Source organism: Streptomyces sp. MCA2, from assembly GCF_023544705.1.
Taxonomy (GTDB): Bacteria; Actinomycetota; Actinomycetes; order Streptomycetales; family Streptomycetaceae; genus Streptomyces; species Streptomyces decoyicus.
This window is the reverse complement of sequence record NZ_JAMJFM010000055.1, coordinates 10,877-36,293: the sequence shown is the minus strand read 5'-3', so window position 1 is coordinate 36,293 and position 25,417 is coordinate 10,877. Positions and strand designations below refer to the sequence as shown.

At 72.5% G+C, this 25,417-nt stretch carries 23 protein-coding genes and 1 other RNA gene; 10 read left to right on the top strand and 14 right to left on the bottom strand.

The window, feature by feature from the left end; genetic code table 11:
* Positions 1–60: 60 nt before the first annotated feature.
* The gene (locus M8I34_RS33560) at positions 61–1,506 is read left to right on the top strand and encodes an MFS transporter (protein WP_250056090.1); all 1,446 of its coding nucleotides are present in this window, start codon (positions 61–63) and stop codon (positions 1,504–1,506) included.
* 57 nt (positions 1,507–1,563) lie between these two features.
* On the opposite strand, the gene M8I34_RS33555 is transcribed toward M8I34_RS33560, so the two are convergent.
* The 4 genes from M8I34_RS33555 to M8I34_RS33540 all read right to left on the bottom strand — a co-directional run bounded on the left by M8I34_RS33555 (position 1,564) and on the right by M8I34_RS33540 (position 5,410).
* Positions 1,564–2,169 carry a response regulator transcription factor gene (locus M8I34_RS33555; protein ID WP_030991076.1) on the bottom strand — a complete coding sequence of 202 codons (606 nt, stop codon included), beginning with the start codon at positions 2,167–2,169 and terminating at the stop codon, positions 1,564–1,566.
* Positions 2,166–3,521, bottom strand: a complete 1,356-nt coding sequence (locus M8I34_RS33550) for a histidine kinase (protein WP_250056152.1) — start codon at positions 3,519–3,521, stop codon at positions 2,166–2,168. Before M8I34_RS33550 ends, M8I34_RS33555 begins: the two co-directional genes overlap by 4 nt.
* Before the next feature lie 174 nt (positions 3,522–3,695).
* Positions 3,696–4,424 (bottom strand): ABC transporter permease, encoded by a 729-nt coding sequence (locus M8I34_RS33545; protein WP_244415029.1) that lies wholly within the window; start codon positions 4,422–4,424, stop codon positions 3,696–3,698.
* Positions 4,424–5,410 carry an ABC transporter ATP-binding protein gene (locus M8I34_RS33540; protein WP_250056081.1) on the bottom strand — a complete coding sequence of 329 codons (987 nt, stop codon included), beginning with the start codon at positions 5,408–5,410 and terminating at the stop codon, positions 4,424–4,426. Before M8I34_RS33540 ends, M8I34_RS33545 begins: the two co-directional genes overlap by 1 nt.
* 371 nt (positions 5,411–5,781) lie before the next feature.
* Between M8I34_RS33540 and M8I34_RS33535 the strand changes: the two genes are divergently transcribed.
* The 3 genes from M8I34_RS33535 (at position 5,782) to M8I34_RS33525 (ending at position 8,877) form a co-directional block, all read left to right on the top strand.
* Entirely contained in the window at positions 5,782–6,657 is an 876-nt protein-coding gene (locus tag M8I34_RS33535) for a MaoC/PaaZ C-terminal domain-containing protein (RefSeq protein WP_250056079.1), read from the top strand.
* A gap of 153 nt (positions 6,658–6,810) precedes the next feature.
* Positions 6,811–7,887, top strand: a complete 1,077-nt coding sequence (locus M8I34_RS33530; RefSeq protein ID WP_244415032.1) for a Zn-dependent alcohol dehydrogenase — start codon at positions 6,811–6,813, stop codon at positions 7,885–7,887.
* Positions 7,888–7,917: 30 nt separating this feature from the next.
* The gene (locus M8I34_RS33525) at positions 7,918–8,877 is read left to right on the top strand and encodes a 3-oxoacyl-ACP reductase (RefSeq protein ID WP_250056077.1); all 960 of its coding nucleotides are present in this window, start codon (positions 7,918–7,920) and stop codon (positions 8,875–8,877) included.
* A 112-nt stretch (positions 8,878–8,989) separates the two neighbouring features.
* On the opposite strand, the gene M8I34_RS33520 is transcribed toward M8I34_RS33525, so the two are convergent.
* Both M8I34_RS33520 and M8I34_RS33515 read right to left on the bottom strand, forming a co-directional pair.
* Positions 8,990–9,157 (bottom strand): hypothetical protein, encoded by a 168-nt coding sequence (locus M8I34_RS33520; protein ID WP_167352554.1) that lies wholly within the window; start codon positions 9,155–9,157, stop codon positions 8,990–8,992.
* Positions 9,158–9,317: 160 nt separating this feature from the next.
* On the bottom strand, positions 9,318–10,781 hold the full coding sequence (locus M8I34_RS33515) for a hypothetical protein (RefSeq protein ID WP_250056076.1): 1,464 nt from the start codon (positions 10,779–10,781) through the stop codon (positions 9,318–9,320).
* Positions 10,782–11,010: 229 nt separating this feature from the next.
* Here M8I34_RS33515 and M8I34_RS33510 point away from each other — a divergent pair, with 229 nt between their 5' ends.
* Genes M8I34_RS33510 through M8I34_RS33500 form a run of 3 tightly spaced genes read left to right on the top strand, consistent with a single transcriptional unit; the run spans position 11,011 to position 13,820 of the window.
* Entirely contained in the window at positions 11,011–11,886 is an 876-nt protein-coding gene (locus M8I34_RS33510) for a Nif3-like dinuclear metal center hexameric protein (protein ID WP_250056074.1), read from the top strand.
* Entirely contained in the window at positions 11,883–12,626 is a 744-nt protein-coding gene (locus tag M8I34_RS33505) for a zinc ribbon domain-containing protein (protein ID WP_250056150.1), read from the top strand. Before M8I34_RS33510 ends, M8I34_RS33505 begins: the two co-directional genes overlap by 4 nt.
* Before the next feature lie 3 nt (positions 12,627–12,629).
* A complete protein-coding gene (locus M8I34_RS33500; RefSeq protein ID WP_250056066.1) occupies positions 12,630–13,820 on the top strand; it encodes a bifunctional RNase H/acid phosphatase in 1,191 nt (396 codons plus the stop codon).
* 180 nt (positions 13,821–14,000) lie between these two features.
* Here M8I34_RS33500 and eda read toward each other — a convergent pair whose 3' ends face one another.
* Together eda and yaaA are read right to left on the bottom strand one after the other, a co-directional pair.
* Positions 14,001–14,744: a bifunctional 4-hydroxy-2-oxoglutarate aldolase/2-dehydro-3-deoxy-phosphogluconate aldolase gene (eda, locus tag M8I34_RS33495; RefSeq protein WP_284051101.1), complete on the bottom strand. Its 744-nt coding sequence runs from the start codon at positions 14,742–14,744 to the stop codon at positions 14,001–14,003.
* Positions 14,745–14,814: 70 nt separating this feature from the next.
* Complete coding sequence (gene yaaA / locus M8I34_RS33490; RefSeq protein WP_250056064.1) at positions 14,815–15,612, bottom strand: peroxide stress protein YaaA; 798 nt, start codon at positions 15,610–15,612, stop codon at positions 14,815–14,817.
* A 158-nt stretch (positions 15,613–15,770) separates the two neighbouring features.
* Here yaaA and M8I34_RS33485 point away from each other — a divergent pair, with 158 nt between their 5' ends.
* Entirely contained in the window at positions 15,771–17,255 is a 1,485-nt protein-coding gene (locus M8I34_RS33485; RefSeq protein ID WP_250056062.1) for an RNB domain-containing ribonuclease, read from the top strand.
* Here M8I34_RS33485 and M8I34_RS33480 read toward each other — a convergent pair.
* Both M8I34_RS33480 and M8I34_RS33475 read right to left on the bottom strand, forming a co-directional pair.
* The gene (locus M8I34_RS33480; protein WP_250056060.1) at positions 17,242–17,904 is read right to left on the bottom strand and encodes a hypothetical protein; all 663 of its coding nucleotides are present in this window, start codon (positions 17,902–17,904) and stop codon (positions 17,242–17,244) included. The genes M8I34_RS33485 and M8I34_RS33480 overlap by 14 nt on opposite strands.
* Complete coding sequence (locus tag M8I34_RS33475) at positions 17,901–18,713, bottom strand: MerR family transcriptional regulator (protein WP_250056058.1); 813 nt, start codon at positions 18,711–18,713, stop codon at positions 17,901–17,903. The genes M8I34_RS33480 and M8I34_RS33475 overlap by 4 nt, the downstream gene beginning before the upstream one ends.
* A 154-nt stretch (positions 18,714–18,867) precedes the next feature.
* On the opposite strand from M8I34_RS33475, the gene rnpB reads away from it, so the two are divergent.
* Together rnpB and M8I34_RS33465 are read left to right on the top strand one after the other, a co-directional pair.
* An RNA gene (rnpB, locus tag M8I34_RS33470) (RNase P RNA component class A) lies at positions 18,868–19,268 on the top strand.
* Between the two features lie 599 nt (positions 19,269–19,867).
* Positions 19,868–20,599: a helix-turn-helix transcriptional regulator gene (locus M8I34_RS33465; protein ID WP_250056056.1), complete on the top strand. Its 732-nt coding sequence runs from the start codon at positions 19,868–19,870 to the stop codon at positions 20,597–20,599.
* 78 nt (positions 20,600–20,677) lie between these two features.
* Here M8I34_RS33465 and M8I34_RS33460 read toward each other — a convergent pair whose 3' ends face one another.
* From M8I34_RS33460 to M8I34_RS33445, 4 genes are all read right to left on the bottom strand, one after another.
* Positions 20,678–21,598: a squalene/phytoene synthase family protein gene (locus tag M8I34_RS33460; RefSeq protein WP_250056054.1), complete on the bottom strand. Its 921-nt coding sequence runs from the start codon at positions 21,596–21,598 to the stop codon at positions 20,678–20,680.
* Positions 21,599–21,705: 107 nt separating this feature from the next.
* A complete protein-coding gene (locus tag M8I34_RS33455; protein ID WP_250056052.1) occupies positions 21,706–23,034 on the bottom strand; it encodes a hypothetical protein in 1,329 nt (442 codons plus the stop codon).
* A gap of 150 nt (positions 23,035–23,184) precedes the next feature.
* On the bottom strand, positions 23,185–24,471 hold the full coding sequence (locus M8I34_RS33450; RefSeq protein ID WP_250056050.1) for an MAB_1171c family putative transporter: 1,287 nt from the start codon (positions 24,469–24,471) through the stop codon (positions 23,185–23,187).
* The gene (locus M8I34_RS33445; protein ID WP_250056048.1) at positions 24,464–25,081 is read right to left on the bottom strand and encodes a hypothetical protein; all 618 of its coding nucleotides are present in this window, start codon (positions 25,079–25,081) and stop codon (positions 24,464–24,466) included. Before M8I34_RS33445 ends, M8I34_RS33450 begins: the two co-directional genes overlap by 8 nt.
* Positions 25,082–25,417 lie beyond the last annotated feature (336 nt).

The window sequence follows — 25,417 nt, the reverse complement described above, 5'->3', positions numbered from 1 at the left end:
TCCTGTCAGGTGGCATGTGCACCGATATACCGATGCGGGATTCAAGCGGCGAATGCGAGCATGGGCGGCATGCCGCCGATAGCCGCCTCCGCCACGTTGCCCGAAACCACGCGGCGGACGGCCGCACCGGCCTGGCTGGTGATGCTGTTGGTGTGCGCCGGGCAGTTCCTGGTCGTCCTGGACGTCTCCGTCGTGAATGTGGCGCTGCCCGCCATGCGGACCGGCCTGGGCCTGAGCGAACTGGGCCTCCAGTGGATCGTCAACGCGTATGTGATCACCTTCGCCGGGTTCATGCTGCTCGGCGGCCGGGCCGCGGACATCTTCGGCCGTAAGCGGATCTTCGTCCTCGGGCTGGCGCTGTTCACCGTCGCGAGCCTGGGCGGTGCGCTGGCCCAGCAGCCCTGGCAGCTGATCGCGGCCCGGACGGTCCAGGGCGTGGGCGCCGCCGTGCTCTCACCGGCCACGCTCACCATCCTGACCACGTCGTTTCCGACCGGCCCGGCCCGTACACACGCCATCGCCACCTGGACGGCGGTCGGTGCCGGCGGTGGCGCGGTGGGCGGTCTGGTCGGCGGGGTGCTCACCGAGTATCTGTCCTGGCGCTGGGTGCTGTTGATCAATGTGCCGGTCGGGGCGCTGGTGCTGGCCGGCGCGGCGCTGTGGCTCACCGAGAGCCGGCAGGGCGCCGCGCGGCGGCTCGATGTGCCCGGCGCGGTGCTGGTGACCGGCGGGCTCGCACTGGTGGCTTACGGGATCGTGCAGACCGAGACGGACGGCTGGCGGTCGGCGTCCGCGCTGCTGCCGCTGGCGGCCGGGCTGGTCGTGATCGCGGCCTTCCTCGTCGTCGAGGCGCGCGCCAAGGCCCCGCTGATGCCGCTGGGTCTCTTCCGGCTGCGCTCGGTCCACTCGGCGAACGGGGCGATGGTGCTGGCCGGCGCCGCGATGTTCTCCATGTGGTACTTCCTGTCGCTCTACGTGCAGAACGTGCTGGGCTACCGGCCCCTTGAGGCCGGGCTCTCCTTCATCCCGCACTCGCTCTCCATCGTCCTCGGCTCCAAGATCGCACCGCGGCTGATGAACCGGCTGGGCGCCAAGACCCTGGCCATCGCCGGTGCGGTGATCTCCGCGTCCGGTATGGCGTGGCAGGGCACGATGGACGTCGACGGCACCTACCTCGGCACCATCCTCGGGCCGGGCATCCTGATGGCGCTGGGCGCGGGCCTGACCGCGACCCCGATCGCGGCGATCGCCACCTCCGGTGCCGCCCCCGCCGACCAGGGGCTGGTCTCCGGCCTGATCAACACCTCCCGTCAAATGGGCGGCGCGCTGGGCCTGTCGGTCCTGTCGACCGTCGCCGCATCCCGTATCGAGGCAGGCCACGGCCCGAAGGCCCTGGCGGACGGCTACGGTCTGGCCTTCCAGGTCGGTTCGATGATCCTGCTGGGCAGCATCCTGCTGATGATCATCGCGCTGCCGCGACGACGGGCGGACGCCGCCCCCGGCTGAGGCGGCAACAGGCCGTGCGGGCCCGCTCCCTCCCGGGTGCGGGCCCCCTCCCTCCCGCTACAGCCAGCCGTTGCGCCGCGCCGCCCGCACCGCCTCCATGCGGTTGCGGGTACCGGTCTTGCCGATCGCTGCGGAGAGGTAGTTGCGGACGGTGGCCTGGGAGAGGTGGAGTCTGCCGGCGATGTCGGCGACCGTGGCGCCGTCCACGGCGGCGGTGAGGACGTCGCGCTCGCGCTGGGTCAGGGGGTTGGGGCCGGCGCTCAGCGCGGCCGCGGCGAGGCCGGGGTCGATGACCCGCTCGCCGGCGAGCACCCGGCGGATCGCCGCCGCGAGCTCCTCCACCGGGCCGTCCTTCACCAGGAAGCCGGACGCCCCGGCCTCCATGGCGCGGCGCAGATAGCCGGGGCGGCCGAAGGTCGTCACGATGAGCACCTTGCACGACGGCAGCTGTTCGCGCAGATCGGCCGCGGCGTCCAGGCCGCTGCGGCCGGGGAGTTCGATGTCCAGGAGGGCGATGTCGGGGCGGGCGTCCAGGGCGGCGGCGACGATCTGATCGCCCGCCGCGACCTGGGCCACGACCTGCATGTCCTCTTCCAGGTCGAGCAGCAGCGCCAGCGCGCCCCGCATCATTCCCTGGTCCTCCGCCAGCAGGACCTTGATCACCTGGTCAACTCCTCCACGTCCGTCATATCGCCCGTGCCGACCGGAAGTTCGGCCGTGACACGGAAGCCGCGCCGGCCGTCCGGACCGCTGCGCAGGGTGCCGCCCGCCGCGGCCAGCCGCTCGGCGAGCCCCTTCAGCCCGGTGCCGCCCACCGGCCCCGAACCGCCGGACGGCCCCGAACCGCCGGACGGTGCCGAAGCGTCCGCAGCGCCGACGCCGACGCCGACGCCGACGCCGACGCCGAACGGACGGTCCGGTCCGCTCGCGCCCTCCGGTCCGCTCGTGCCGGCCGTTCCGTTCACCTTGTCCGGGCCGCTCACGCTCGCCGTATCGCGCGCGCCCTCCCTCGCCAGGCGGCCGTCGCCGGGGTCACCGCCGCGTCCGGGAGCGCGGTCGCGAAGCCAGGGCAGGCCCGGTGCCGCGGCGGCACCGGAGCTTATGGGACCACGGCCGTCGTCCGTGATCGTCAGCCGTACCCGTTCGTCGTCGGCGTGGACGTCGATCTCGCAGCGGGTGGCGCCGCTGTGCCGTACGGCGTTGGTGACGCCCTCACGGACCACCCAGCCCAGCAGTGCGCCGGCCTGCGGGGGCAGCGGCGGCCCGGCCTGCCGTACGACGGGCTCGATGCCGGCCGCCTCCAGCACCGAACGGGCCCGGTCCAGCTCGGTGGTCAGGCTGCCCTCGCGATAGCCCGTGACCGCCTCGCGGATCTCGGTCAGCGCCTGCCGGCCGACCGCCTCGATATCGGCGGCCTGGGCGAGCGCCGCGTCCAGATTGCGCGGGGCCAGCCGGCGGACCGCCTCGGCCTTGACCACCACCACGGACAGGGTGTGCCCCAGCAGATCGTGCAGATCGCGGGAGAAGCGCAGCCGCTCCTTCTCGACGGCGCTGCGGGCCAGCTCCTGGCGGGTGGTGTTCAGCTCCTGGATGGTGTCGAACAGGCTCAGGACCGTGGCGGTCACCATGCCGGACAGGAACGTGCCGTACCCGATGCCGAACGAGCCCCAGGGGCGGTCGTCGTGCACGCCGGCCAGATACCCGGCCGTACCGCTGAGCGTGATCAGCCAGAGGGCGAGCTTCTTGCCGCGCAGGGCACGCACCGTGCCCGAGGCCAGTGACAGCAGCGGGAAGAACAGGAACCAGTTGCCGCCGAACCCGAGCGCGATGGTGAAGGTGACGGCGGTGAGCAGCCCCAGTGCGTACAGCGGATGGCGGGAGTCGCGCAGCCGGGGGTTGAAGGAGGACCAGACGACCGTGATGTAGAGGGAGTTGAAGGCGAGCAGCCCCAGGCCGGCCAGCCAGGGGTTGCCGGTCTTGCCCTGGATAATGTTGGAGAAGGCACCCAGGCCCATCAGCAGCCAGGGCAGGAAGGCGTATTTGCCCGGCCCCTGGTCGCTCTTCCTGCCCGGCCACCTCGGCCGGCACGCGCTGTCGTCGGCGCCCTCCGCGCCGCCGGGACCGTCTTCGCCGGCGGCCCGCTGCTTCCTGTGCTGCACTGTCGCTTCCCTGGTCTGCGCCATCGTCGATCACACCGTGCGTGCGGCCCGACGGTACGCGTACACCGCGTAACCGCCGAAGAGTGCCAGCCAGGCGGCCAGTATCGCTACTGCGCCCAGCCCCGGCGCGCCGCCCTGGGTGACGCTCTGGCCGAGCTCGGCGAAGCGGTTGCCGGGCGTCCATGTGGACAGCGAGCGCAGCCAGCCGGGGAACAGCTCGGCCGGGAACCACAGACCGCCGATGATCGACAGCAGCAGCATGCAGCCCGTGTTGACCACGCCCGTGGACTGGGCGGAGAGACGGTAGCCGTTGCCGAGACCGAGCAGGGTGAAGGGCGCGGTGCCGATCCACAGCAGCCCGGCCAGCGCGGCCCACTGCCAGGCCGGCATCCGGACGTCGTTGACCAGCGCGCCCACCAGCAGCACCGAGGCGATGGCCGGCAGCACCGTCACCGAGCCGGTCAGCCCGCGGCCGACCACCACCCGCACGGGGCTCAGCGGGGTGATGCGCAGCTGCCGCAGCCAGCCCAGCTGCTTGTCCTCGGCGACGCCCGTGCCGGTGCCGATCGCCGCGCCCAGCGCGCCGTAGGCGGCCATCCCGACCATCGAGGCGATCTTCCACTCCCTGCCGGCACCGCCGGGGCCCGCACCGATATTGGTCATCAGCACATACATCAGCACCGGCATCCCGATACCGAAGATGACAAAGCCCCTGTCGCGCAGCGTGCGGCGCACTTCGAGGCGGATGTAGTCGAGCATCACGCGAGCTCCTTCGCGGACCGGGGGGCGGTGGCGGCATACGCCGGGGGACGGGGGGCGGCTTCGCCGGAGGTGAGCGCGAGGAAGGCGTCCTCCAGGCTGGCGGGGGTGACCTGGAGGGCCCGGACGAGACCGAGCCCGGCCAGTGCCACGACCGTGGCGTCGGAGTCCGCCGTCCGCAGCAGCGCGCGGTCGCCGCGCACCTCCACGGCGCTCACGCCGGGCAGGCCGGGCAGTGGCTCGGTCGCCGCGCCCGCGAGGTCGAAGGAGACCAGCGAACCGCCGCCCCGCCGCTTGATCGCCTCGCCGCTGCCGTCGGCGACCACGCGGCCGCCGTCTATGACCACGATCCGGTCGGCGTGGTCGTCCGCCTCCTCCAGATAGTGGGTGGAGAACACGATGGTGTTGCCGCGGCGGGCATAGGCCCGCATCGAGCGCCAGAAGGCGCGGCGCGCCTCGACGTCGAGCGCCGCGGTCGGTTCGTCGAGCACCAGCAGCTCGGGGTTGCCGGCCAGCGCCACCGCGAAGCGGACCCGCTGGGCCTGCCCGCCGGACAGCCGGTCCACCCGCCGCCCGCCGAACTCGCCGAGGCCCGCCAGCTCCAGGGCCTCGGTGACCTCCATGGGGTGGGGGTACGTGGCGGCGACGAAGGTGATCAGTTCGCGGACGGTGACCCGCGGAATGGCCTTGCCGTCCTGGAGCATGGCGCCCACCCTGCCCGCCCGCACCGCCGTCTCCGGCGTCCCGCCGAACAGTCGCACCGTCCCCGCATCGGGCGGCAGCAGGCCCAGCAGCATGTTGAGCGTGGTGGACTTCCCCGCGCCGTTGCGCCCGAGCAGCGCCACCGTCTCACCCGCCGCGATCTCCAGCTCCAGCCCGTCCACGGCCCGCACCGCGCCGTAACTCCGCGTCACCCCGGAGAACCCCACCGCCGCGGTCCCACCCGCCGTGTGTGCCGTGTCGCCCGGCTTTGTCGCCCGTGCCATGCCCACCCCGCCTCTCGTCCGATGTCTATGACATTACGGAGAGTTGCCGACCGGCGGCAGAGGCGAATGTGTGTGATCTGACCTGACAAATGTCATGGGTGGGCACGAGGAATGTCATGAGTGGCCGGCGCCCTCCCCGAAAACCTCCCCGGAACCCCCATCGAGACGCGTATCTGACAAAGCGTCAGAGGTCTTCCGGGCGCCGGACGGATCAGCTATACATGAGAGCCATCGGCTAGAACGCGTTCTAGAAGTGCGACATGCGCGCTGTCGGAGCGCGGCGCCGCCGACCAGATACGACCCCGGCACGGTCGACGGTGCGGACGGCCGGGCCGGGGTCTTCACATCGTGGTGAAGGAGCAAGCAGCCCCATGCCCATCGACGCCGCCAAGGCCACCTCCGCCGAGCCGCGGAGCACCGAACTCGCCTGGGACCACAAGGACGTCCAGCTCTACCACCTCGGCATCGGCGCCGGCGCGGCCACCCCGGAGAAACCCCACCCCGCCACCGACCCGGACGAACTGCGCTACACCCTGGAGAGCGCCCTGCACGTCCTGCCCGGCTTCGCCACCGTCGCGGGCGGCGGAATGGCCCTCGCCGGCGGGCTCTCCGCCCCGGGCATCGACGTCGACCTCGCCGCGGTCCTGCACGGCGGCCAGACCGTCACCGTGCACCGCCCCCTCCCGGTGAGCGGCCGCGCCACCCAGACCTCGTCGGTCCCCGCCGTGTACGACAAGGGCAAGGCCGCCGTCATCGTGCTGCGCTCCGAAGTCGCCGACGACGACGGGCCCCTGTGGACCTGCGACACCCAGATCTTCGTCCGTGGCGAGGGCGGCTTCGGCGGCGACCGCGGCCCCTCCGCCCGCCTCGAACTCCCCGACCGCGCCCCCGACCTGAGCACCGAGCGCCATATCCGCGAGGACCAGGCCCTGCTCTACCGCCTCTCCGGCGACTGGAACCCGCTGCACGCCGACCCCGAGTTCGCCAAGCTCGCCGGGTTCGACCGGCCGATTCTGCACGGGCTGTGCACCTACGGGGTCACGCTCAAGGCCGTCGTCGACACGCTGCTCGGCGGCGATGTCGCCCGCGTGCGGTCGTACACGACCCGCTTCGCCGGGGTGGTCTTCCCGGGGGAGACCCTGCGGATCCGTCTGTGGCGGGAGCCCGGCCGGATCCAGGCGTCGGTCACCGCCGCCGACCGGGACGAGGCCCCGGTGCTGGCGGACACCGTCGTGGAGCACAGCTAGGGGTGTCTCCCCTAGGTGCCTGTCTTCAAAGTCCCGCCTGCCTCTACGGGCGAACGACGGGACTTCGAAGACAGGCCCCAGGGCCGATCCCCCAGACAGCCTTGCCGGTCCGGGCCGGGGCCGGCGTGTCGTCCGTACGAGAGGAGCCGTGACATGCGCGCAGCCGTACAGCACGAGACAGGGCAGGACAAGCTCGAAGTCGTCGACGACATCGAGGCGGTGGGGTTTGGGCCCGGCAAGGTCAGGATCCGGATCCGGGCGACCGGACTGTGCCACTCCGATCTCTCGGCGATGAACGGGGTGCTCCCGCAGCCCGCCCCCTTCGTCCCCGGGCACGAGGGCGCCGGGGAGATCCTCGACGTCGGCGACGGCGTCACCGGACTCGCCCAGGGCGACCGCGTCCTGATGTGCTGGCTGCCCGCCTGCGGCAGCTGCCCGTCCTGCAAGCGCGGCCAGACCCATCTGTGTCTGGCCGGCTTCATGAACGCCGGCACGCCCAACTTCCGGCGCCCCGGCGGGGACGTCTTCGGCTTCGCCGGCACCGGCACCTTCACCGAGGAGGTCGTGGTCGCCGCCAACTGCGCGGTCCCGATCCCGGACGACGTCCCCTACGAGATCGCCGCGCTCATCGGCTGCGGAGTCACCACCGGGCTGGGCGCGGCGCTCAACACGGCCAAGGTGGAGGCGGCGTCCTCGGTCGCGGTGATCGGCTGCGGCGGCGTCGGCATCTCCACGATCCAGGGGGCGAAGGCCTGCGGCGCGGCCCAGATCATCGCCGTCGACCCGGTACCCGCCCGGCGGGAGGCCGCGCTGCGCTTCGGCGCGACCGAAGCCGTCGCCCCGGAGGAGTTCGCCGACGCCAAGACCCGGATCACCGCGGGGGAGGGCTTCGACTACGTCTTCGAGGTGGTCGGCAAGTCCGCCACCGCCCGTACCGCCTACGAGATGACCCGGCGCGGCGGCACATTGTGCGTGGTCGGCGCGGGCGCCATGGACGACACCTTCCAGGTCAATATGTTCGAGTTGTTCTTCGACGAGAAGCGGATCCTGCCGTCCCTGTACGGCGGCGCGGACGTGCTGCGCTCCTACGAGCGGGCCATCGCCCTGTGGCGGGCCGGCCGGATCGATCTCGAAGGCCTGATCACCCATCGCGTCCAGCTCGCCGAGATCAATGACGCGCTCGACCAGATGCGCTCCGGCACCTCGCTGCGCACCTGCATAGAGATCTGACGTGCTCCCGGACGACTGGAGAGGACAGGAATGGCACAGCCACTGGAGGGCCTGACCGCGATCGTCACCGGTGCCGGGCGCGGCCTGGGCCGCGCCGAAGCCCTGGAACTCGCCCGCCTCGGCGCATCCGTCGTGGTCAACGACTACGGGCAGCCGGGCCGCGACGGTTCGGGCGAGGCCTCGGCGGCACCCGCCGAGGAGGTCGCCGCCGAGATCCGCGCGGCGGGCGGCCGGGCCGTCGCCCACCTCGGCGACGTCGCCGACCACGAACACGCCCGCGCACTGGTGCAACTGGCGGTCGAGACGTACGGAAGGCTCGACATCCTGGTCAACAACGCGGGCATCCTGCGCGACCGGATGGTGTTCTCGATGACCGAGGACGAATGGGACTCGGTGATCCGTGTGCACCTCAAGGGTCACTTCAACACCACCCACTTCGCCGCGGCCCACTGGCGCGAGCGCTCCAAGGCGGCCGGCGGTCCCGTCCATGGCCGCATCGTCAACACCTCCTCCGAGGCGTTCCTCGCGGGCTCGGCGGGCCAGCCCAACTACGCCGCGGCCAAAGGCGGCATCGTCGGCCTGACCACCTCCACGGCGCTGGCGCTGGGCAAATACGGCGTGACCGCCAATGCGATCTGCCCGCGCGCCCGCACCCGTATGACCGAGGACGTCTTCGCCGGCCTTCCCGCCCGTCAGGAGGGCCAGGAGGCCGGGGACGGCGGGCTGGACGTGCTCGCGCCCGAACATGTCGCCCCGCTCGTCGGCTATCTCGCCTCGCCGGCCGCGGCCCGGGTCAACGGCCAGCTGCTGGTCGTGCACGGCGGCATGGTCGCCATCGCCGAACGCCCGCGGATCGCCGCCAAGTTCGACACCACGAAGGACCTCTTCAGCTTCGCGGAGCTGGACGAGCTGCTCACGCCGTACTACGCGCAGCGCCCGCCGGACGAGACCTTCGCGGCGGCCGAGGTGCTGGCCCTCAAGCACGACTGACGGTTCCCCGGGCCCACCCTGCACACACGGCCGTGGCCGCCGCCCGCGAACGATGCGGTGCGGTGGCCACGGCCGTGCGTGCGGCCGGCGGTCAGGATCCGCCGGACCGGCCTTACGCGTCCTGGCGCTGCTTCTCCCGGCGGTGCCGGCCATGGGCGGCGGAGTCGGACTCCTCGGCGGCGGCCGGGCCACGGTGCTTGCCGGAGCGTGCCGCCTCGGCGGCCTGGGCGGATGCCTCCTGGGGGCGCGCCTGGGTCGTGTCGGTTCGGGCTTCGGACATGGAAAGAGTCACTCCGTCAGATTGCTTACAGCTGTACGCGTCGGGACCTCGCCCGACGACCGCCAAGGCTGACCCGAGCGGCACTGTCGGTGGCCGGTCGACCGGCTGCGTAGCCCCCGCCCGAAATTCTAACGGGGCCGGAAATCACGCTTCACCGGGTCTACCGGGCCGCCTGAGGCGCCTGTTGCAGGGGTACTGGCCTGCACATTCGGAGATGCGCGGGAAGGTGCCGCGGTTCCGCGCCCGTGGGCTGTGGTTGTGCAGATGCTGTGGAGCGGTTGTCAGCATCACCTGCATCCAGGACAATCCCCCCGCCGCTCCCGGCAACCGCCCCGGAAGGCGGCCCCTGCACCGGCTGCACCGGCACGTCCGGCAGCCGTACGGGCACGTCCGCCGGCCGCACCGGCCTCACGGGCTCCACCGACCCCAGAGGCTGCCCTCGCCCCACCGGCCCGGACGCCTCCTCCGGCCCCGGCGTCTCCATCAACCCCGGCGTCTCCGTCAACCCCGGCGTCTCCGTCAACCCCGGCATCTCCACCGGCCCCGCCGTCTCCACCAACCGCACCCGCCGCACCGACCGCACCGACCGCACCGCCTCAACAGGCTCAACCGGCCCCAGCGGCACAGCCATCCGCGCCACCCCGCACGGCTCGGCCTCCGTCGCGTACGGCAGCAGCAGTTCGCCGCCGGCCGTCCACAGCCCGGCTCCCGCCAGCCACCCCTCCGGCGCCGGGAAGTGCCGCAACTGCCGCTCCGAGGGCCGCCAGACACCCAGCCACGTACCGTTCGCCGCCTCCCTGCGGAACGCCACCGCGCAGCTCTCGGGAGCCAGCATCTGCCCCGGCTGCATCGCGAACGGTGTGAGAGTGCCCTCCGCGGGCCGCAGGCACTCCGGGAAGCGCACCGGGCGGCTGCTGCCCAATACGCCCCAGCCCAGCCGGTCGTGCCCCGGTGCGTCGGACCGTACGAGCAGCAGCCCGCTGTCCGGATCGGCGAGCAGCAGCCGGTCGTTGCTCTCGTCGGTGATCTGTAGCAGCAGGCCGGTCTCGCCGCCCCGCTCCAGGTCGACCACCACGGTCTTCGTCCGGCCGTCCAGCTCCCGGTCCAGCGCCAGCAGCCGGCCGCTCCGGTCCAGCCAGACGCCGCCCGTGCAGCGTCCCGGGATCCGGATGACCCGCTCGGGGCCGTCCGCACCGCCGTGCAGCAGCCACAGCGTGGTCGTCCGCGCCTCGGGCGCCAGGGCGTAGCCGAGTGTCCCGCCCGGGGCGGGCGGCAGCAGGGTCAGTGCGGGGGCCGGGACGGCGCCCAGCAGGAGTTCGCCGGTGCCGGGGCCCGCCGGGTAGAGCAGGGAGACGGCGAAGCGGTCGGCGACCCGGCGCAGGATCAGCACCCGTCCGTCCGTGAGCGGCAGCAGCGCGCTGTCCGGCTCCTCGGGCTGGGTGCCCTGTAGCGGCACGGCGTACGGCTCGGGGCCGCTCAGGGTCCAGCGCTCCGGAAACCAGCTCCCGGCGGCGTCGTCGTGACGGGCGAGCCGGGCGGCGTACGAGCCGTCGGCGGCGATCGTCAGCGCCGCGCGGTGCGGGCGGGCCGGCGCCGTGGCGTCCTCGGTGGCACAGATCGTCATCGGGTGGTCACCTCCAGTCGGCAACCGAAGGTAGTTTTCGCACGTCCGGCCGGTCGCCGGGAGGCGCTGCACTTCACGCATAAGGGTGGCAGTTGTCCGGTTCGCCGGTGCTCGACGAGGCGCTTGTGCTTCAGAATTCAAGGAAGGGTTCGGCAGGGGAGAGGGCGGGGCGGGGGAGCGGACCCGAGGGCCCGGCGCCGAGTCACCGCCGGCAGGTAACCTTCCACCCGTGCCCGTACTGTCTGAAGTCCTCACCGCGCTCGACGCCCTCTGGCCCCCCGAGCGGGCCGAAGGGTGGGACGCCGTCGGCACGGTCTGCGGAGATCCCGGCGCCGAGGTCCGCCGTGTGCTGTTCGCCGTCGACCCGGTCCAGGAGATCGTCGACGAGGCGGTCCAGCTCGGCGCCGACCTCCTCGTCACCCACCACCCGCTCTATCTGCGGGGTACGACGACGGTCGCGGCCTCGACCTTCAAGGGCAAGGCCGTCCACACCCTCATCAAGCACGACATCGCCCTGCACGTCGCGCACACCAACGCCGACACCGCCGACCCCGGTGTCTCCGACGCCCTGGCCGGCGCCCTGGACCTGCGCATCGTCGGTCCGCTGGTCCCGGACCCGAGCGATCCGGCAGGCCGCCGCGGCCTGGGCCGGATCTGCGAGCTGACGCATCCGATGACGCTCGCCGACCTCGCGTCGTACGTCGCCGGCCGGCTGCCCGCCACCGCGCAGGGCATCCGGGCGGCCGGTGACCCGGACCGCGAGATCCGGACCATCGCCGTCTCCGGCGGCTCCGGCGACAGCCTCTTCGACGACGTACGGGCGGCCGGTGTGGATGCCTTCCTCACTGCCGACCTGCGCCACCACCCGGCCTCCGAGGCCACACAGGACGCACGGAACAGCCCTCCGGCGCTGCTCGACGCCGCCCACTGGGCCACCGAATGGCCGTGGTGCGAGCAGGCCGCGGCCCAGCTCGACGCGGTCTCCGACCGGCACGACTGGGGACTGCGCACGCATGTCTCCCGTACGGTCACCGACCCCTGGACCGCCCACGCGGCGTCCACCCCCGTCTTCGCCCCGACCCACACCACAGGAGCCCCACGCTGAACGCCGCGCCCGCCGACCAGATCCGCCTTCTGGACATCCAGGCCCTGGATGTCCGGCTCACCCAGCTCGCCCACCGGCGCAACAACCTGCCCGAGCTGGCCGAGTTGCAGACCCTGGAGGCCGACCTCATCCAGCAGCGCGACCTGCTCGTCGCCGCGCAGACCGAGGAGAGCGACACCAGCCGCGAGCAGACCAAGGCCGAGCAGGACGTGGACCAGGTGCGCCAGCGCGCCGCCCGCGACCAGAAGCGCCTGGACTCCGGCGCCGTCACCTCCCCCAAGGACCTGGAGAGCCTCCAGCGCGAACTGACCTCGCTGGCCAAGCGCCAGGGCGACCTGGAGGACGTCGTCCTGGAGGTCATGGAGCGCCGCGAGAGCGCCCAGGAGCGGGTCACCGAGCTCACCGGCCGGGTCGAGGCCATCCAGGCCAAGGTCGACGACGCCGCCACGCGCCGGGACGCCGCCTACGCCGAGATCGACGCCGAGCGCGGCACGGTCACCAAGGAGCGTGAGCTGACCGTCGCCGACATCCCGGCCGATCTGCTCAAGCTCTACGACAAGATCCGCGCGAAGGAGGGCGGCGTCGGCGCGGCCCGTCTCTTCCAGCGCCGCTGCGAGGGCTGCCGGCTGGAGCTGAACATCACCGAGGTCAACGATGTGCGGGCGGCCGCCGCCGACGCCGTGCTGCGCTGCGAGAATTGCAGCCGCATCCTGGTCCGTACGCCCGAATCGGGCCTGTAGGCCGTGTCGCGCACGCTGATCGTCGAGGCGGACGGCGGGTCCCGGGGCAACCCGGGGCCGGCCGGCTACGGCGCGGTCGTCCTCGACCCGGAGACGGGCGAGGCGCTGGCCGAGGCCGCCGAGTTCATCGGTACCGCCACCAACAACGTCGCCGAGTACAAGGGCCTGGTGGCCGGTCTGCGGGCGGCGCACGCGCTCGATCCGCAGGCCCGTATCCGGGTGCGGATGGACTCCAAGCTTGTCGTCGAGCAGATGTCGGGCCGCTGGAAGATCAAGCACCCGGACATGAAGCCGCTGGCCGCCGAGGCCGCCTCGGTCTTCCCGCCCGGCCAGGTCACCTACGAGTGGATCCCGCGCGCGCAGAACAAGCACGCCGACCGGCTCGCCAACGAGGCGATGGATGCCGGGAAGATCGGCCGGCAGTGGGAGCCGCGCGACTCCAGGGCGGCGCTCGCCACCGCCGCGGCGCCCGCCCGCAGCGCCGCCGCACAGGCCGCCGACGAGGCCGCGGACACAGCGGAGGAGGCTGTCTCCGCGAGCGCCCCGTCGGTCGGCTGGGGCCCCGATGTCGGCCCGCCCTCGACCTTCGTCCTGCTGCGGCACGGCGAGACCCCCCTGACGCCCGAGAAGCGCTTCTCCGGCAGCGGCGGCACCGACCCCGCGCTCTCCGCCGCCGGGCGCCGGCAGGCCGAGGCCACCGCCGCCGGGCTCGCCGCCCGCGGCACGATCCAGGCCATCGTCAGCTCACCGCTGCGGCGCTGCCAGGAGACCGCGGGGGCGGTCGCGGACCGGCTCGGTCTGGAGGTCCGTATCGAGGAGGGCCTGCGCGAGACCGACTTCGGGGCGTGGGAGGGACTGACCTTCGCCGAGGTGCAGGAGCGTTACCCCGACGACCTCGACGCCTGGCTCGGCTCGGCCAAGGTGGCGCCCACCGGAGGCGGCGAGTCCTTCGCGACGGTCTCCCGCCGCGTCGCCGTCGCCCGCGACAAGCTCCTCGCCCGGTACGCGGGCAAGACCGTCCTGCTGGTCACGCACGTCACCCCGGTCAAGACGCTGGTCCGGCTGGCACTGGGCGCCCCGCCGGAGTCGCTGTTCCGGATGGAGCTGTCCGCGGCGTCGCTCTCCGTCGTCGCGTACTACTCCGACGGCAACGCCTCGCTGCGGCTGCTGAACGACACCTCGCATCTGCGATAGCGCCCCTCGTCGCGGTGGCACGAGCGGCCGCGGCTCCGGGGCGCAGTACGCCAGGCAGGTACGCGAAAGGGCCCGGCACATCGGTGGTCGATGTGCCGGGCCCTTTCACGTGCGCGCGAGCGGCCCTCAGGCTCCTGTGCGCGCGACCGGTCCTGAGGTCCCCGTGCGCGCGAGCGGTCCTCAGGCCGCCAACGCCGCCGCCTCCTGGGCGAGCCGGCGCACCCGGTCCCAGTCCTTCGTGGCCAGCGCCTCGTCCGGCAGCATCCAGGTGCCGCCGACGCAACCCACGTTCGGCAGCGCCAGGTAGGACGGCGCCGAGGCCAGGCCGATGCCGCCGGTCGGGCAGAAGCGGGCCTGCGGCAGTGGCGCGGCCAGCGACTTGAGGTAGGCGGTGCCGCCGGCCGCCTCGGCCGGGAAGAACTTCATCTCGGTGATCCCCTCCTCCAGCAGGGTCACCACCTCCGAAGCCGTCGAGACGCCCGGCAGGAACGGCACACCGGAGTCCTTCATCGCGCCCAGCAGCCGCGGTGACCAGCCCGGACTCACCAGGAAACGGGAGCCGGCCGTCAGGGCCGCCTCGACCTGGCCGGGGGTGAGCACGGTGCCCGCGCCGATCACCGCCTCGGGGACCTCGTCGGTGACGGCCCGGATCGCGTCCAGCGCGGCGGGCGTCCGCAGGGTCACCTCGATCGCGGGCAGCCCGCCCGCGACGAGCGCACGGGCGAGCGGTACGGCGTCGGCCGCATCATGCAGCACGACGACGGGAATGACGGGGGCGAGCCCGAGGACCGAGGAAGTGGGAGACGCCGAGGGCTTGGACGGGGCTCCCGTCCGCTCACGGGGGTCCCCCCGCCCGAGCGATGCCGGGAGCGGGGGAGGAGTGGAGGGACCGGGGGAGGAGGCGGCGCGAGTCACGCCGCCCATAGTGCGCCCACTCGCCCACCCTCCGCAACGAACGTTGCGCATGCCGCAACAGCACCCCTGCGGGTGCGCCCTACAGCTCCGTCACGATCACATCGACGGCCCACGCCTTGCCGCCCTTCGCAGGGGGCTCCGCCTCCACCGCATAGCCCAGCCCCCGCAGCGCCTCCATCAGCTCCGCCGGGCCGGCCGGCTCCAGACCCGCCGTCAGCAGATCCCGCACCAGCCGCCCCTTGGTCGCCTTGTTGAAGTGGCTGACCACCGTCCGCTTCTCCACCCCGGCCACGGTCTTCGACTGGAGCACCCGCACCGTCGCGGTACGCCCGGCCACCTCGCCCTTGGGCTTCCAGGCCGTCGCATATGCCGCCGAGCGCAGATCCAGCACCAGCCCCTCCCCGGCGACCGCGGGCAGCACCTCCGCCATCGGCGCCCGCCAGTACGCGCCCAGCGCGCCGAGCCCCGGCAGCTTCACGCCCATCGAGCAGCGGTAGGAGGGAATGCGGTCGCCGATGCGTACGGCGCCCCACAGGCCCGAGAACACCAGCAGCGACCGCTCGGCCCGCTTCCGCGCCGCAGCGTCCAGGGACGCCAGGCCGAGCGCGTCATAGAGCACCCCGGTGTAGATCTCCCCGGCCGGCCGCGTCCCGGCCGTCCGCAGCCCCGCGTTCTTGGCGATCTCCCCCTTGAGGCCCTCGCTGAGCCCGAGCACCTCCTGGGCCTTGGTCTCGTCCGCCGCGCACAGCTCGACCAGCTCCTCCAGCACCGCCGCACGCGAGGCGGCCAGCCCCGGCAGCGACAGCGCACCGGCGTCCAGCGGCGCCCCGGCCGCTCCCGTGGCCTTCCCTTCGGACGGCGGCAACAGCACGAGCACGGTGTTTCTCCTTCACGGCGGTACGGGCGGGGATGCGGCCCCGGGAAAGCGTATGGCCTGCGACGGGCGGACGGAGAACCCGCGAGCCGCCCCGGGCGGCCCGGGGCCGCCGCCCGCACGCCGCGCCGGGAGCGGCCGCCCGCCATACGCTCGACTTCATGCCCCGTCTCCATATGCATGTGACCGACGCAGCCGAGGCCCCGCTGCGTGTCGCGCTGCGTGAGCTGCGCGGGAAGCTGGAGATCCCGGACCACTTCCCGCCCACGGCACAGGCCGAGGCGGACAGCGCCGCCCGCGCCCCGCGGATCCTGGCAGCCGACGGCGCGGTGGCGACCGAGCACACCCTGGAGGACGCCACCGAGCTCCCCCTCTTCACCCTCGACCCGCCCGGCTCCCTCGATCTCGACCAGGCCATGTTCCTGTCCCGGCGCCCCGGCGGGGGCTACCGCGTCCACTACGCGATCGCCGATGTCGCTTCCTTCGTGACACCCGGCGGCGCCCTGGACGCCGAGGCGCACCACCGCGTGACGACCCTCTACTTCCCCGACGAGCGGGTGCCGCTGCACCCGCAGGTGCTGAGCGAGGGCGCCGCCAGCCTGCTGCCCGACCGGGACCGCCCGGCCGTCCTGTGGCAGCTCGACCTGGACGCGGACGGGGCCCTGACCGCCGCCTCCGTACGCCGTGCCCTGGTCCGCTCCCGCGCCCGGCTGGACTACGCGGGCGTCCAGCGGATCCTCGACGACGGGACGGCCGAGGAACCGCTCGCCCTGCTCCGCGAGATCGGGCTGCTGCGGGAGAAGCGGGAGGTCGACCGGGGCGCGATCTCCCTGAACGTCCCCGAGCAGGAGATCGTCGAGCGGGACGGCTGCTACACCCTCGAATACCGCGCCCCGCTCCCGGCCTACGGCTGGAACGCGCAGATCTCCCTGCTCACCGGCATGGCCGCGGCCGAGCTGATGCTCGCCTCCGGCACCGGCATCCTCCGTACGCTGCCGACCGCCCCCGACGGTTCGGTCGCCCGGCTCCGGCTGACCGCCCGCGCGCTCGGCGTCGACTGGCCCCACCACACCTCGTACGCGGCGCTGATCCGCACGCTCGACCCGCGGCGCCCCGCCCACGCCGCGTTCCTCCAGGAGTGCACCGCCCTGCTGCGCGGCGCCGGCTACACCGTCTTCGACGGCACCGCGCCCCCGGCCTCCGAGGCGACGCACGCCGCGGTGGCCGCCCCGTACGCGCATGCCACCGCGCCGCTGCGGCGGCTGGCCGACCGCTACACCTCCGAGCTGTGCCTGGCCGCCTCGGCCGGCGTCGAACCGGCCGAGTGGGTGCGCAGCGCGCTGCCCGCCCTGCCCCGTGAGATGGAGACCGGCACCCGGCGCGCCAACCAGGTGGAGCGGTCCTGTGTCGACCTCGTCGAGGCGGCGCTGCTGCGGGACCGGGTCGGCGAGGTCTTCGAGGCGCTGGTCGTCGAGATCGAGGAGAAGGACCCCACCCACGGCATCGTCCACCTCTACGACCCGGCCGTCATCGGGACCGTCGAAGCCGCCCCGGAAGGCCCCGCGCTGCCCCTCGGCCGCCGCATCCCGGTCCGCCTCGCCGAAGCCGAACCGGGCCGCCGCCCGGTCCGCTTCACCCCTGCCTGAGCGTGCCCCCGCCCGTCTCCGGCGCCGTGGCCCGGCGCGTCTCCGGTGCCGCGCCGCCGCCCGCCTCCGTCAGCCGCGCCCGCAGTGCCGCCACCGCCGCCCGCGCGTCGTCGGCATGGAACCGCACCGTCCGCACCGTCTCCCGCCGCCCCAACAGCCGGACGGCCACGACCGGTTCGGACAGCTCGACGGTGACCGAGGTCTGGCCGCCCACCCTCAGCTCCACCACCCCGTCACCGTCCTTCTCCGTCGCCGCGACGAACCGGAGGTCGTAGCGGACGGCAGCGATCCGCTCCAGCGGTATCCGGATCTCCCGGCGCGCACCGTCCCGCAGCCACAACGTGTCCGCCGTCAGCACATGCGGCCGGGTGACCGCCGCGGCCTGGAACCCCAGGATCGTCAGCACCGTGTAGACGTCGACGACCAGCATCACCGCGTGCACCCCCGGAAGACCGGCGAGCAGCACGCTGACCCCGACCGTCTCCACCACACACACGAACGTCAGCCCGTACACGAGCGCCGCCGCATACCCCAGGGCCAGGTCGCCCGGCGCCACGCCGATCCGCTGCCGCGCCACCCAGCGGGCCAGGCTGATCTGCCACCGCGCCTCGTGGGCGGCCAGCCGGCGCAGCGCCGTCCGCCGGCTCACCCCGCACGCTCCGTGAGCAGCTGGATCGCCCTGCGGACGGCCTGGGCCTGCGCGGGCGTGAACTGGGCGTAGTAGGCCGTCATGAAGCCGCCGTCCGCCTCCGCGCCCGCCCCGGCCGCCCGCTCCCAGTGCTCCCGGCCGAGCGCGGCGATCACCGCGTCCGGAATGCAGTCGGCGAGCGCCTGCCCGGCCTGTTCCACCCCCGGATCATCCGTCCCCGCCTCCGCCAGCGCATCGAGCAGCCCGTACACCTCGTACGTCCGGTCCATCGCCCCCGGTGCCGCGGTCATCTCCGCGAGCAGCTCCACCATCCGCTTGTTCCCTCCCTCGCCGCCCGTCGATTCGAGCAGCGCCAGCACCTCCCGCTCCTTCGCCGCCATCGCGGGCTCCGGACCGGGGCGCGCGGCCGAGGTGCGGGCCATCTGCGCGAAGAGCGCCGCGAGTTCGTCCGACACGGGGCCCTCCGCGGGCAGCCCGCCGTGCTCCTCCGCCTGCCGCCGCACCGCCGCCAGCCGGCCCCGCCGGGCCCGGATCTCCTCCTCCTGGCGGGCCAGATCCGCGTCCAGTTCGGCCAGCACCTCGTGCAACTCGCGCCCGGCGTCATCGGCGAGGACGTCCCGCACCTCGTCCAGCCCGAGCCCCAGCTCCGTCAGCCGGCGCACCCGCGCGAGCGCGACCGCGTCCCGCAGCCCGTACTCCCGGTAGCCGTTGGCACGGCGTTCCGGCTCGGGCAGCAGTCCGAGGTGGTGGTAGTGGCGTACGGCACGGGTGCTGACACCGATCAGACCTGCGAGCTCACCGATTCTCATGTGCCCAGTACAAACGTTGCCGCTGCGACAAGGTCAAGGGCGGACAAGGTCAAGAGCGAATCCGGGGGAGCGCCGGAAACAGCCCCGGCCGGGAACCGGGGAGAGCCCGGCGAGGGGAGGTGCCCCCTACGGGTAGCATGGTCGGCACGGCGGACGAGCCGGCCGGGCGGCCGCGTGGGGATCTACGATCCTCCCGAGGAACGTCCGGGCTCCACAGGGCAAGGTGGTGGGTAACGCCCACCCGGGGTGACCCGCGGGACAGTGCCACAGAAAACAGACCGCCCGGACCGCAAGGACCGGGTAAGGGTGAAACGGTGGTGTAAGAGACCACCAGCCTCCGAGGTGACTCGGAGGGCTAGGTAAACCCCACCTGGAGCAAGGTCAAGAGGAGACATCGGCTGATGTCTCTGCGCGGACGACTGAGGGCTGCCCGCCCGAGTCCGCGGGTAGACCGCACGAGGCTGCCGGCAACGGCAGCCCTAGATGGATGGCCGTCTCCCCCCGGCCCGCAAGGACCGGGGGCGACAGAACCCGGCGTACAGGCCGACTCGTCCGCCGCCCAGCTCCTCTGAGCTGGGCTCTCTCTTTTCCCGGCCCTTTCGGACAAGAGTCCCGGGACGGCCGGGCTCGGTCGGCCTGCGCAGCAGAGGCTGAGGTGCGTCGCCTCGTGGGCGAGGCCGTATCGCGTGGGCGCGTACGTCCCGAAGAAGAATGTGGTGCCGGGCTCTCCCCTGTGGAGCCCGGCACCACCGCTGTGAGGGACGGCAGTTGCGGAGCCGTCGACCGGGTGCGGTGACGTATGCGGTGTCAGCGTGCCGTGGCGGGCCACGACATGAAGGCACTCCTGTGACGCATGAACGACTCGTGCTCGGGTGCGGTCGGCACGTGACCGGTGCGTTCGGCCGGTTCCGCGCAGACGTGAACGCCCCTCCGCACGGTGCCACCGTCCCGGCGAGCATCCTTCAACCCAACCACCGTTGTCAACAATCGTTTAATCCAGGAGTGCCAACGGCCGTTTCCCGGGGCGCCGGTAGACTGCTCTGACACAATTGTTGTGACACTCATGGCGTACCGTACGTGCGACCGTTAACCTCGGAGCGGCGGCGAGTGCGCGGCCGACCGCCCGTCTACCGACCAGGAGTCCACCCATCGCCATGGATGCCTCAGACGCGCACCCGGCGGATGGTCTCCAAGCCGTCGTGGCATCGATCGACGAGCTGCTGAGGGACCTGGAGCTCGGGCGCGACGTCATCGACATGGACCACATCTCGCACCGGACGGGCATCGCGGTCCCTCGCGTACAGGCGTTGCTCGATCACGACGGCAACGAGTCCGAGAGCGTGCAGGACTCCTTCCAGGAGCGTCTGGTCTTCCTGCGGGAGACCAGACGCAAGCCCGACGGGAAGATGTACACCCTCGACGAGATCGGCGCGGGGGCCGGTATCTCCCACGGCCAGGTCGGCTACCTCCTGAACGGAAAGCGGAAGAGCCCCGGGCTGGACGTCACCCGGAAGCTGGAGAAGTTCTTCGACGTGGAGCCCGGCTTCTTCACCGCCACCGAACGGCAGGCGCTCTACCGGGCGTTGCAGTCGACGCACGAGCAGCTGACCCATCTCGCGCTGCTCAGGGGCAAGGGCATCAACCGGCTGGCGATGCGCAGCGGCACCAGCGGCGACAGCAAGATCGACCGGGAACTCCGGGAGGCGCTTTCCGAGGCGCTGAGCCAGCCGGAGAGCGAGGATCCCGAGGTGCGGGAGCTCACGGACAGAATGCGCTCCCTGCCGTCCAAGAGCAGAAGACGGGTCTTTCCGCTGATCCAGGGGCTGCTGGGCCTGGCGCGGCCCGAGAGCGACGACCGTACGCCCCCGGGCCGGCGCGGCAACTGAACGGGCCGGCCGGGGAATCCTGCCGCCGGCCCAGCTCGCCTTTCCCGCCCGTTCCCGGCGAGGTGCCCGCTACTGCCGCTACTGCTTCGCGCCCCGCTGCCGACGCGCTGCCACGTACTCCCGGACCAGAATCCGCAGCGCCGCGTCCACACTCGGCCGGGCGGACCCCTGGAGCAGCGCGGTGCCCTTCCTTGCCGCTGCTCGCAGCGTGAGGCCCTGAATGCCGATCAGAGCACGGACGAACGGCCGGCTGTGCGGCTGGACCAGGTCCACCAGCCCGTACGACGCCGCCAGCCCTGAACGGGCCTGCCGGGCCTGGTCACGGAGCAGCGCCCGGAACCCGTCGGGGGCGCCGTCCTCGGTGCTCAAGTCGGTGCGGGTCAGGCCGCGCCGGGCGAGGTGCTCTTCCGCGATGCCGAGGCGCCCGTTGCTCAGGTCTTCGGCGATGTCGTTCAGGAAGTCGAGGCGCTGACTCGCCTCGATGAAGGTGCGGCAGCCGGCCACGTACTTCTCCGCGGGTGCTCCGCCGAGCAGGCAGGCGATGAGCAGGAACGCGGGCAGCGAATAGCCGTCGACGTAGTGCTGGAAGTCGCTCTCCGACGCAAAACCCTCCGTCCGCACCTCCAGGGGCGCGCCGGCGAGGAAGTCCTCGACGTGCTGCCGGAGTTGCGGCTGCCGGGCGATGGTGTCGACAAGCGTCCGCAGAACGGGCTGGCCGGAGGTGCCGCTCTCCAGGGCGGCGTGCACCTGGCGTTCCCAGTCGCCGAGCGCCGCGATCCGCGTATCGACCGGCCCTTGGTCGATGAGGTTGTCGCTGTGGTGCATGAACGCGGTCGCGGCGATGATGTCGGGCACGAGCTTTGCGGGGAGCAGCAGGCGCACGGCCGTGTACTCGGGGCGGGCGTACCGTGCCACCAGCCGGCGCTGCTCGTCGTAGTCGCGACGCAGTGCGGGGTCCGTGATCTCTGCCTGGTCGAGAGCCTTCGGCCATGTGGCCATCGTGGTGCTCCCCTCCTTCTTGACGGTCCGGGCTTACCTTAGGTGATCGCGAAGGAGGGGCCTGATCCGTTGCGGCATCGCCGCACGGGCCGTGCGCGGCGGGGGCTTCAGCGAGTGGACAGCACCCGTGCCGCTCTGGCCAGCAGACGAGGGCGGGTCAGCGTGTTCGGGTGCCGGCGCATATGGACGACGTCCATGAAGGCCTGGTTGACGCGGGAGTCGATGACGGAGGCTGCCATGATCTTGTCACCGGCCCAGCGGACGAGCCGGTAGCCACGGGGGTAGGGGCCCTTCACATGCGGCTGGGCGAGGTCCGCGGTCGCCGACACCTGCCAGGCCGCGTCGACCACCACACCGGCTCGGCGGAAGTAGTCCCAGGCCGGATCGTGCGGAGCGGCCCCGGCGCGCAGGGCGGCGGCGAGGCACGAGGCCTGGAGGGCGGCAAGTGTCAGGCCCTGCCCGTAGACCGGGTTCACCGAGGCGACGGAGTCTCCCACCGCCACCAGTCCCCCCGGGAACCGGCGCAGCCGCGTGAAGTCGCGTCGTCGGCTCTCCTGGAAGTGGAAGGTCCGGATGTCGCCGTCCATGGCGCAGCGGTCCGCTATCTCGCGCAACGGGCCGACACAGCGCCGCATCCGGGCCAGGAACTCGCCCGGATCGCGCCCCGGGCGGTGGCCGGTGTAGCCGGCCAGTACCACCATCCAGCGGTTGTCCTCCACCGCGACCATCGCCCCTGGTTCGCTGAGCGTGGGCTGGTATCCGCTGGCGGGCCCCGGGGACGCGTGGGCGACGACCGTGCCGGGGAGTTCGTCCCCGCGCCGGAAGACGGCGGTGGCGTAGCCGAGGTCGATCCGCATCCGGTCCAGCGGAGCATGGTCCCACCCGCCGCGCAGCAGCCAGCTGCCCAGGCGGCTGGAGCGCCCCATGGCGTCGACCACCAGGTCCGCGTCCAGTTCGCTCTCGTGACCGGGCGCGGCCGAGGTGTCCTCGGCGGCCGAGTACCGCACGCCCCGGACCCGGCCGGCGCCGAACAGGAGGCCGCGGGCCTGCCCCTGGAGGACGCGGACGTTCGGCAGGGCCGCCACCCGCCGGCGGACGCGGCTTTCGATGAACGGCCGGGTGGCGCCCAGCATCCGGATGTCGGCCACGGGAGCCTTGAGCGCTCCGTCCACGTAGAACTGCACCTCGGGGCCGGTCCCCAGGCGTGCCCCGCCGGCGACGAGTTCGCCGGTGATGCCGGGGAACCAGCGCTCGAGTTGGGTGTGTCCCATGGACAGCAGTGCATGCAGTTGGTGTCGCTGCGGAGCGCCGCGGCCCGTGCCGTCTTCCCCCGTGTCCTCCGCGTCGAGAATGACGACGTCGTCGGCGTGGTCGCTCAGAGCGCGAGCGGCGTACAGCCCCGCGATGCTCCCGCCCAGGACAACAGCGCGTTTCACAAGATCCCCCAGTTGACTGACGTTCCCCGCGCTCCAGGGCGCCGGGCCTGGTCCGGGCACCGACGCCGGCACGGGGCGGGCCAATTCTGCCGTAGCCGTCCGGCGGGACAGACGGCACCGGGGTCCGTCCGAACCCCGCGCTCCGGTCGGCTACTTCCGCTCGGCCACCTCGGTCCGGGAACGCCGTTCCTGCACGTCCTCAAGTGCTGCGGTGACCAGCGGGGCCGTGAGCGCCTGGGCGACGCGCAGCAGCCGTTGGCGTTCGCCGGAGGCCGGGGTGTCCTCGCCGGGAAGGGCCACCTGCGGGCCCGCGGGCGCCTGGGGGTGACCGGTACCGTGCAGCGCCGCCGCACGCCGGGCGGCTTGCAGGCGCTGTGCCGCGTCCCGCAGGGCAGCGGCCGTGGCGGCCGCCTGGAGTTCCTGATCCGTCAGGCGCCGGGCGTCACCGGCGCCCTGGGACGTCTCCTGCTCGTGCCCGGCGTATACCGCGGCTGCGGGCAGCGGCGACAGCCAGGGCCGCAGCGCTCGCATCCCGTCGAGAATCTCGATCACGCGGCGGTGCAGGTTGAATCCCACGTTCCATGCCAGGCGATGGCTCCGTGCGCTGTCCACGCTGAACGCGAGGTCCTCGTCGACTCCTTCGACGACGAGATCCCACAAGGGCTGCAAGGCCTTGATGTCACGACGTTCGCGCAGCCATGCGCCCACCGCGGCACCGGAGAGGCCGTAGCTGGTGATCAGGGCGCCGATCGAGCCGAAGGTGGAGCCGAGCACCCCCACCGTGTCCAGGGCGTGGTTGCCGAAGGCGGCCAGAACGATGGCCGGGACCCAGCACACCACATAGCCGAAGACGAACAGCATGGCGGTGCCGAAGGACCGCAGGGCACGCTGGAATCGGGGGCCCTCCAGCTTCAGCTTGCGGCACTGCCGGTAGGTGCTCAGGGTTCCGCAGGTCAGCGTGGTGAGGAAGACCCCCAGGAACACCTGGATCAGCGGGTCACCCGCGAAGTTCGTGTTGAATTCGAGGGGGTTCGTCGGCCCCGACAGGTCGGCGGAGCAGAACGTGACGACCATGACGGCCGGTGCCGCCAGGTACGCCGCGGACCACACCGTGACCTTGCGGCGCAGCACCGCCGGGCGCTGCCGCAACCGCGGGTCCCACAGCATCGTGAGCAGGTGGAGCAGCGAGAAGCAGCTCAGGATGCCGATGTATACGGGAAGGGTGGCGAAGCTCGGGCTGCCGGTGAGCTCCCCCAGCATCCGGTACCCCGCCGGCGCGGCCATCGCGAACACCAGGCCGGACGCCACGAAGTTCACGGTGATCAAGGACAGGGTGGGCGTGCGGTCGCGCAGAAGTGCCAGGCACTTCCAGCCGGCGATCACGAAGTCGATGATCGCGATGGCCAGGTAGACGACGTTCGAGGTGCTCTCAGACACCCGACCTCCTGTGGGAGAGAGCCGATGAGAGAAACCCGGTGGTGCTCTGGTCGCGCCGCAGCTCCAGGTGGCGTTGGAGCATCACGGTGGCGAAGGCCTCGGCCCGTCGCTCATGAGCGCTGTCGTAGTGCGACCGGTTCAGGATCTGGAGCACCGGCCCCGCCTTGAGCCCGGGAAGGAGCTGCCGCACGGTCTCCTCGGTCATGGGCTGGTCGGAGGAGCCGCTGTCGGCCGGGTGCTCCTCCCACAGGTGGAACAGCTCGTGAAGGCTGGCGTGGAGGCGGGTCAGCTCGTTCGCGGTGGAGTCCACCACGATGAAGTCACGGTCCTTGCCCCGCGCACAGAAACCGGACACTTGCTGAGGAAGCGGCACCTCGGTGATCGTGATCGGCTTGTTGCGCCGCACGGCCACCGCGTCGACGAGGCCCTGCATGTCCCGTACGCCGGAGAGCCCGAGATCGCGATGGACGAGACGGGTGACGGACCAGGTGGCGAAGAAGACCGCCAACTGCTCGCGGAGGGAGGTCCACGGGGAGCTGGGGGCCCGGCGAGGAGCGGGCTGCGGCAGCTCTGCTTGCTGCGATGAACCATTGCGGCGGGGCCACCACATGAACGGGTACTCCTACGGCTGTTGCTGCGCGCGGGGCGAGGACAAGACGGTACGGGGCCCGGATTGACGTCGAGCTCGGCGGGTGTCGGGTTGTCGGTATGTCATGGCACGGCCGGCCTCCCCGGCCGGTACTGCCGCCGGCCTGCCGCCTCGCCGGCGACGAGGGCCGGTGACGAGAGCTGGGCGCGCCACGGCCCCTCCTCCGGTCGGGCGTCGTGCAGGTGCGTACCGGCTCAGCCACCTCAGCCGGAGTGACGGCAAGGCTACAGAGGGATACCGTGCGGAATGTTCCTCAGCGGGACGGGAAAGCGGAAGCCCCTCGCAAGCCAAAGATGG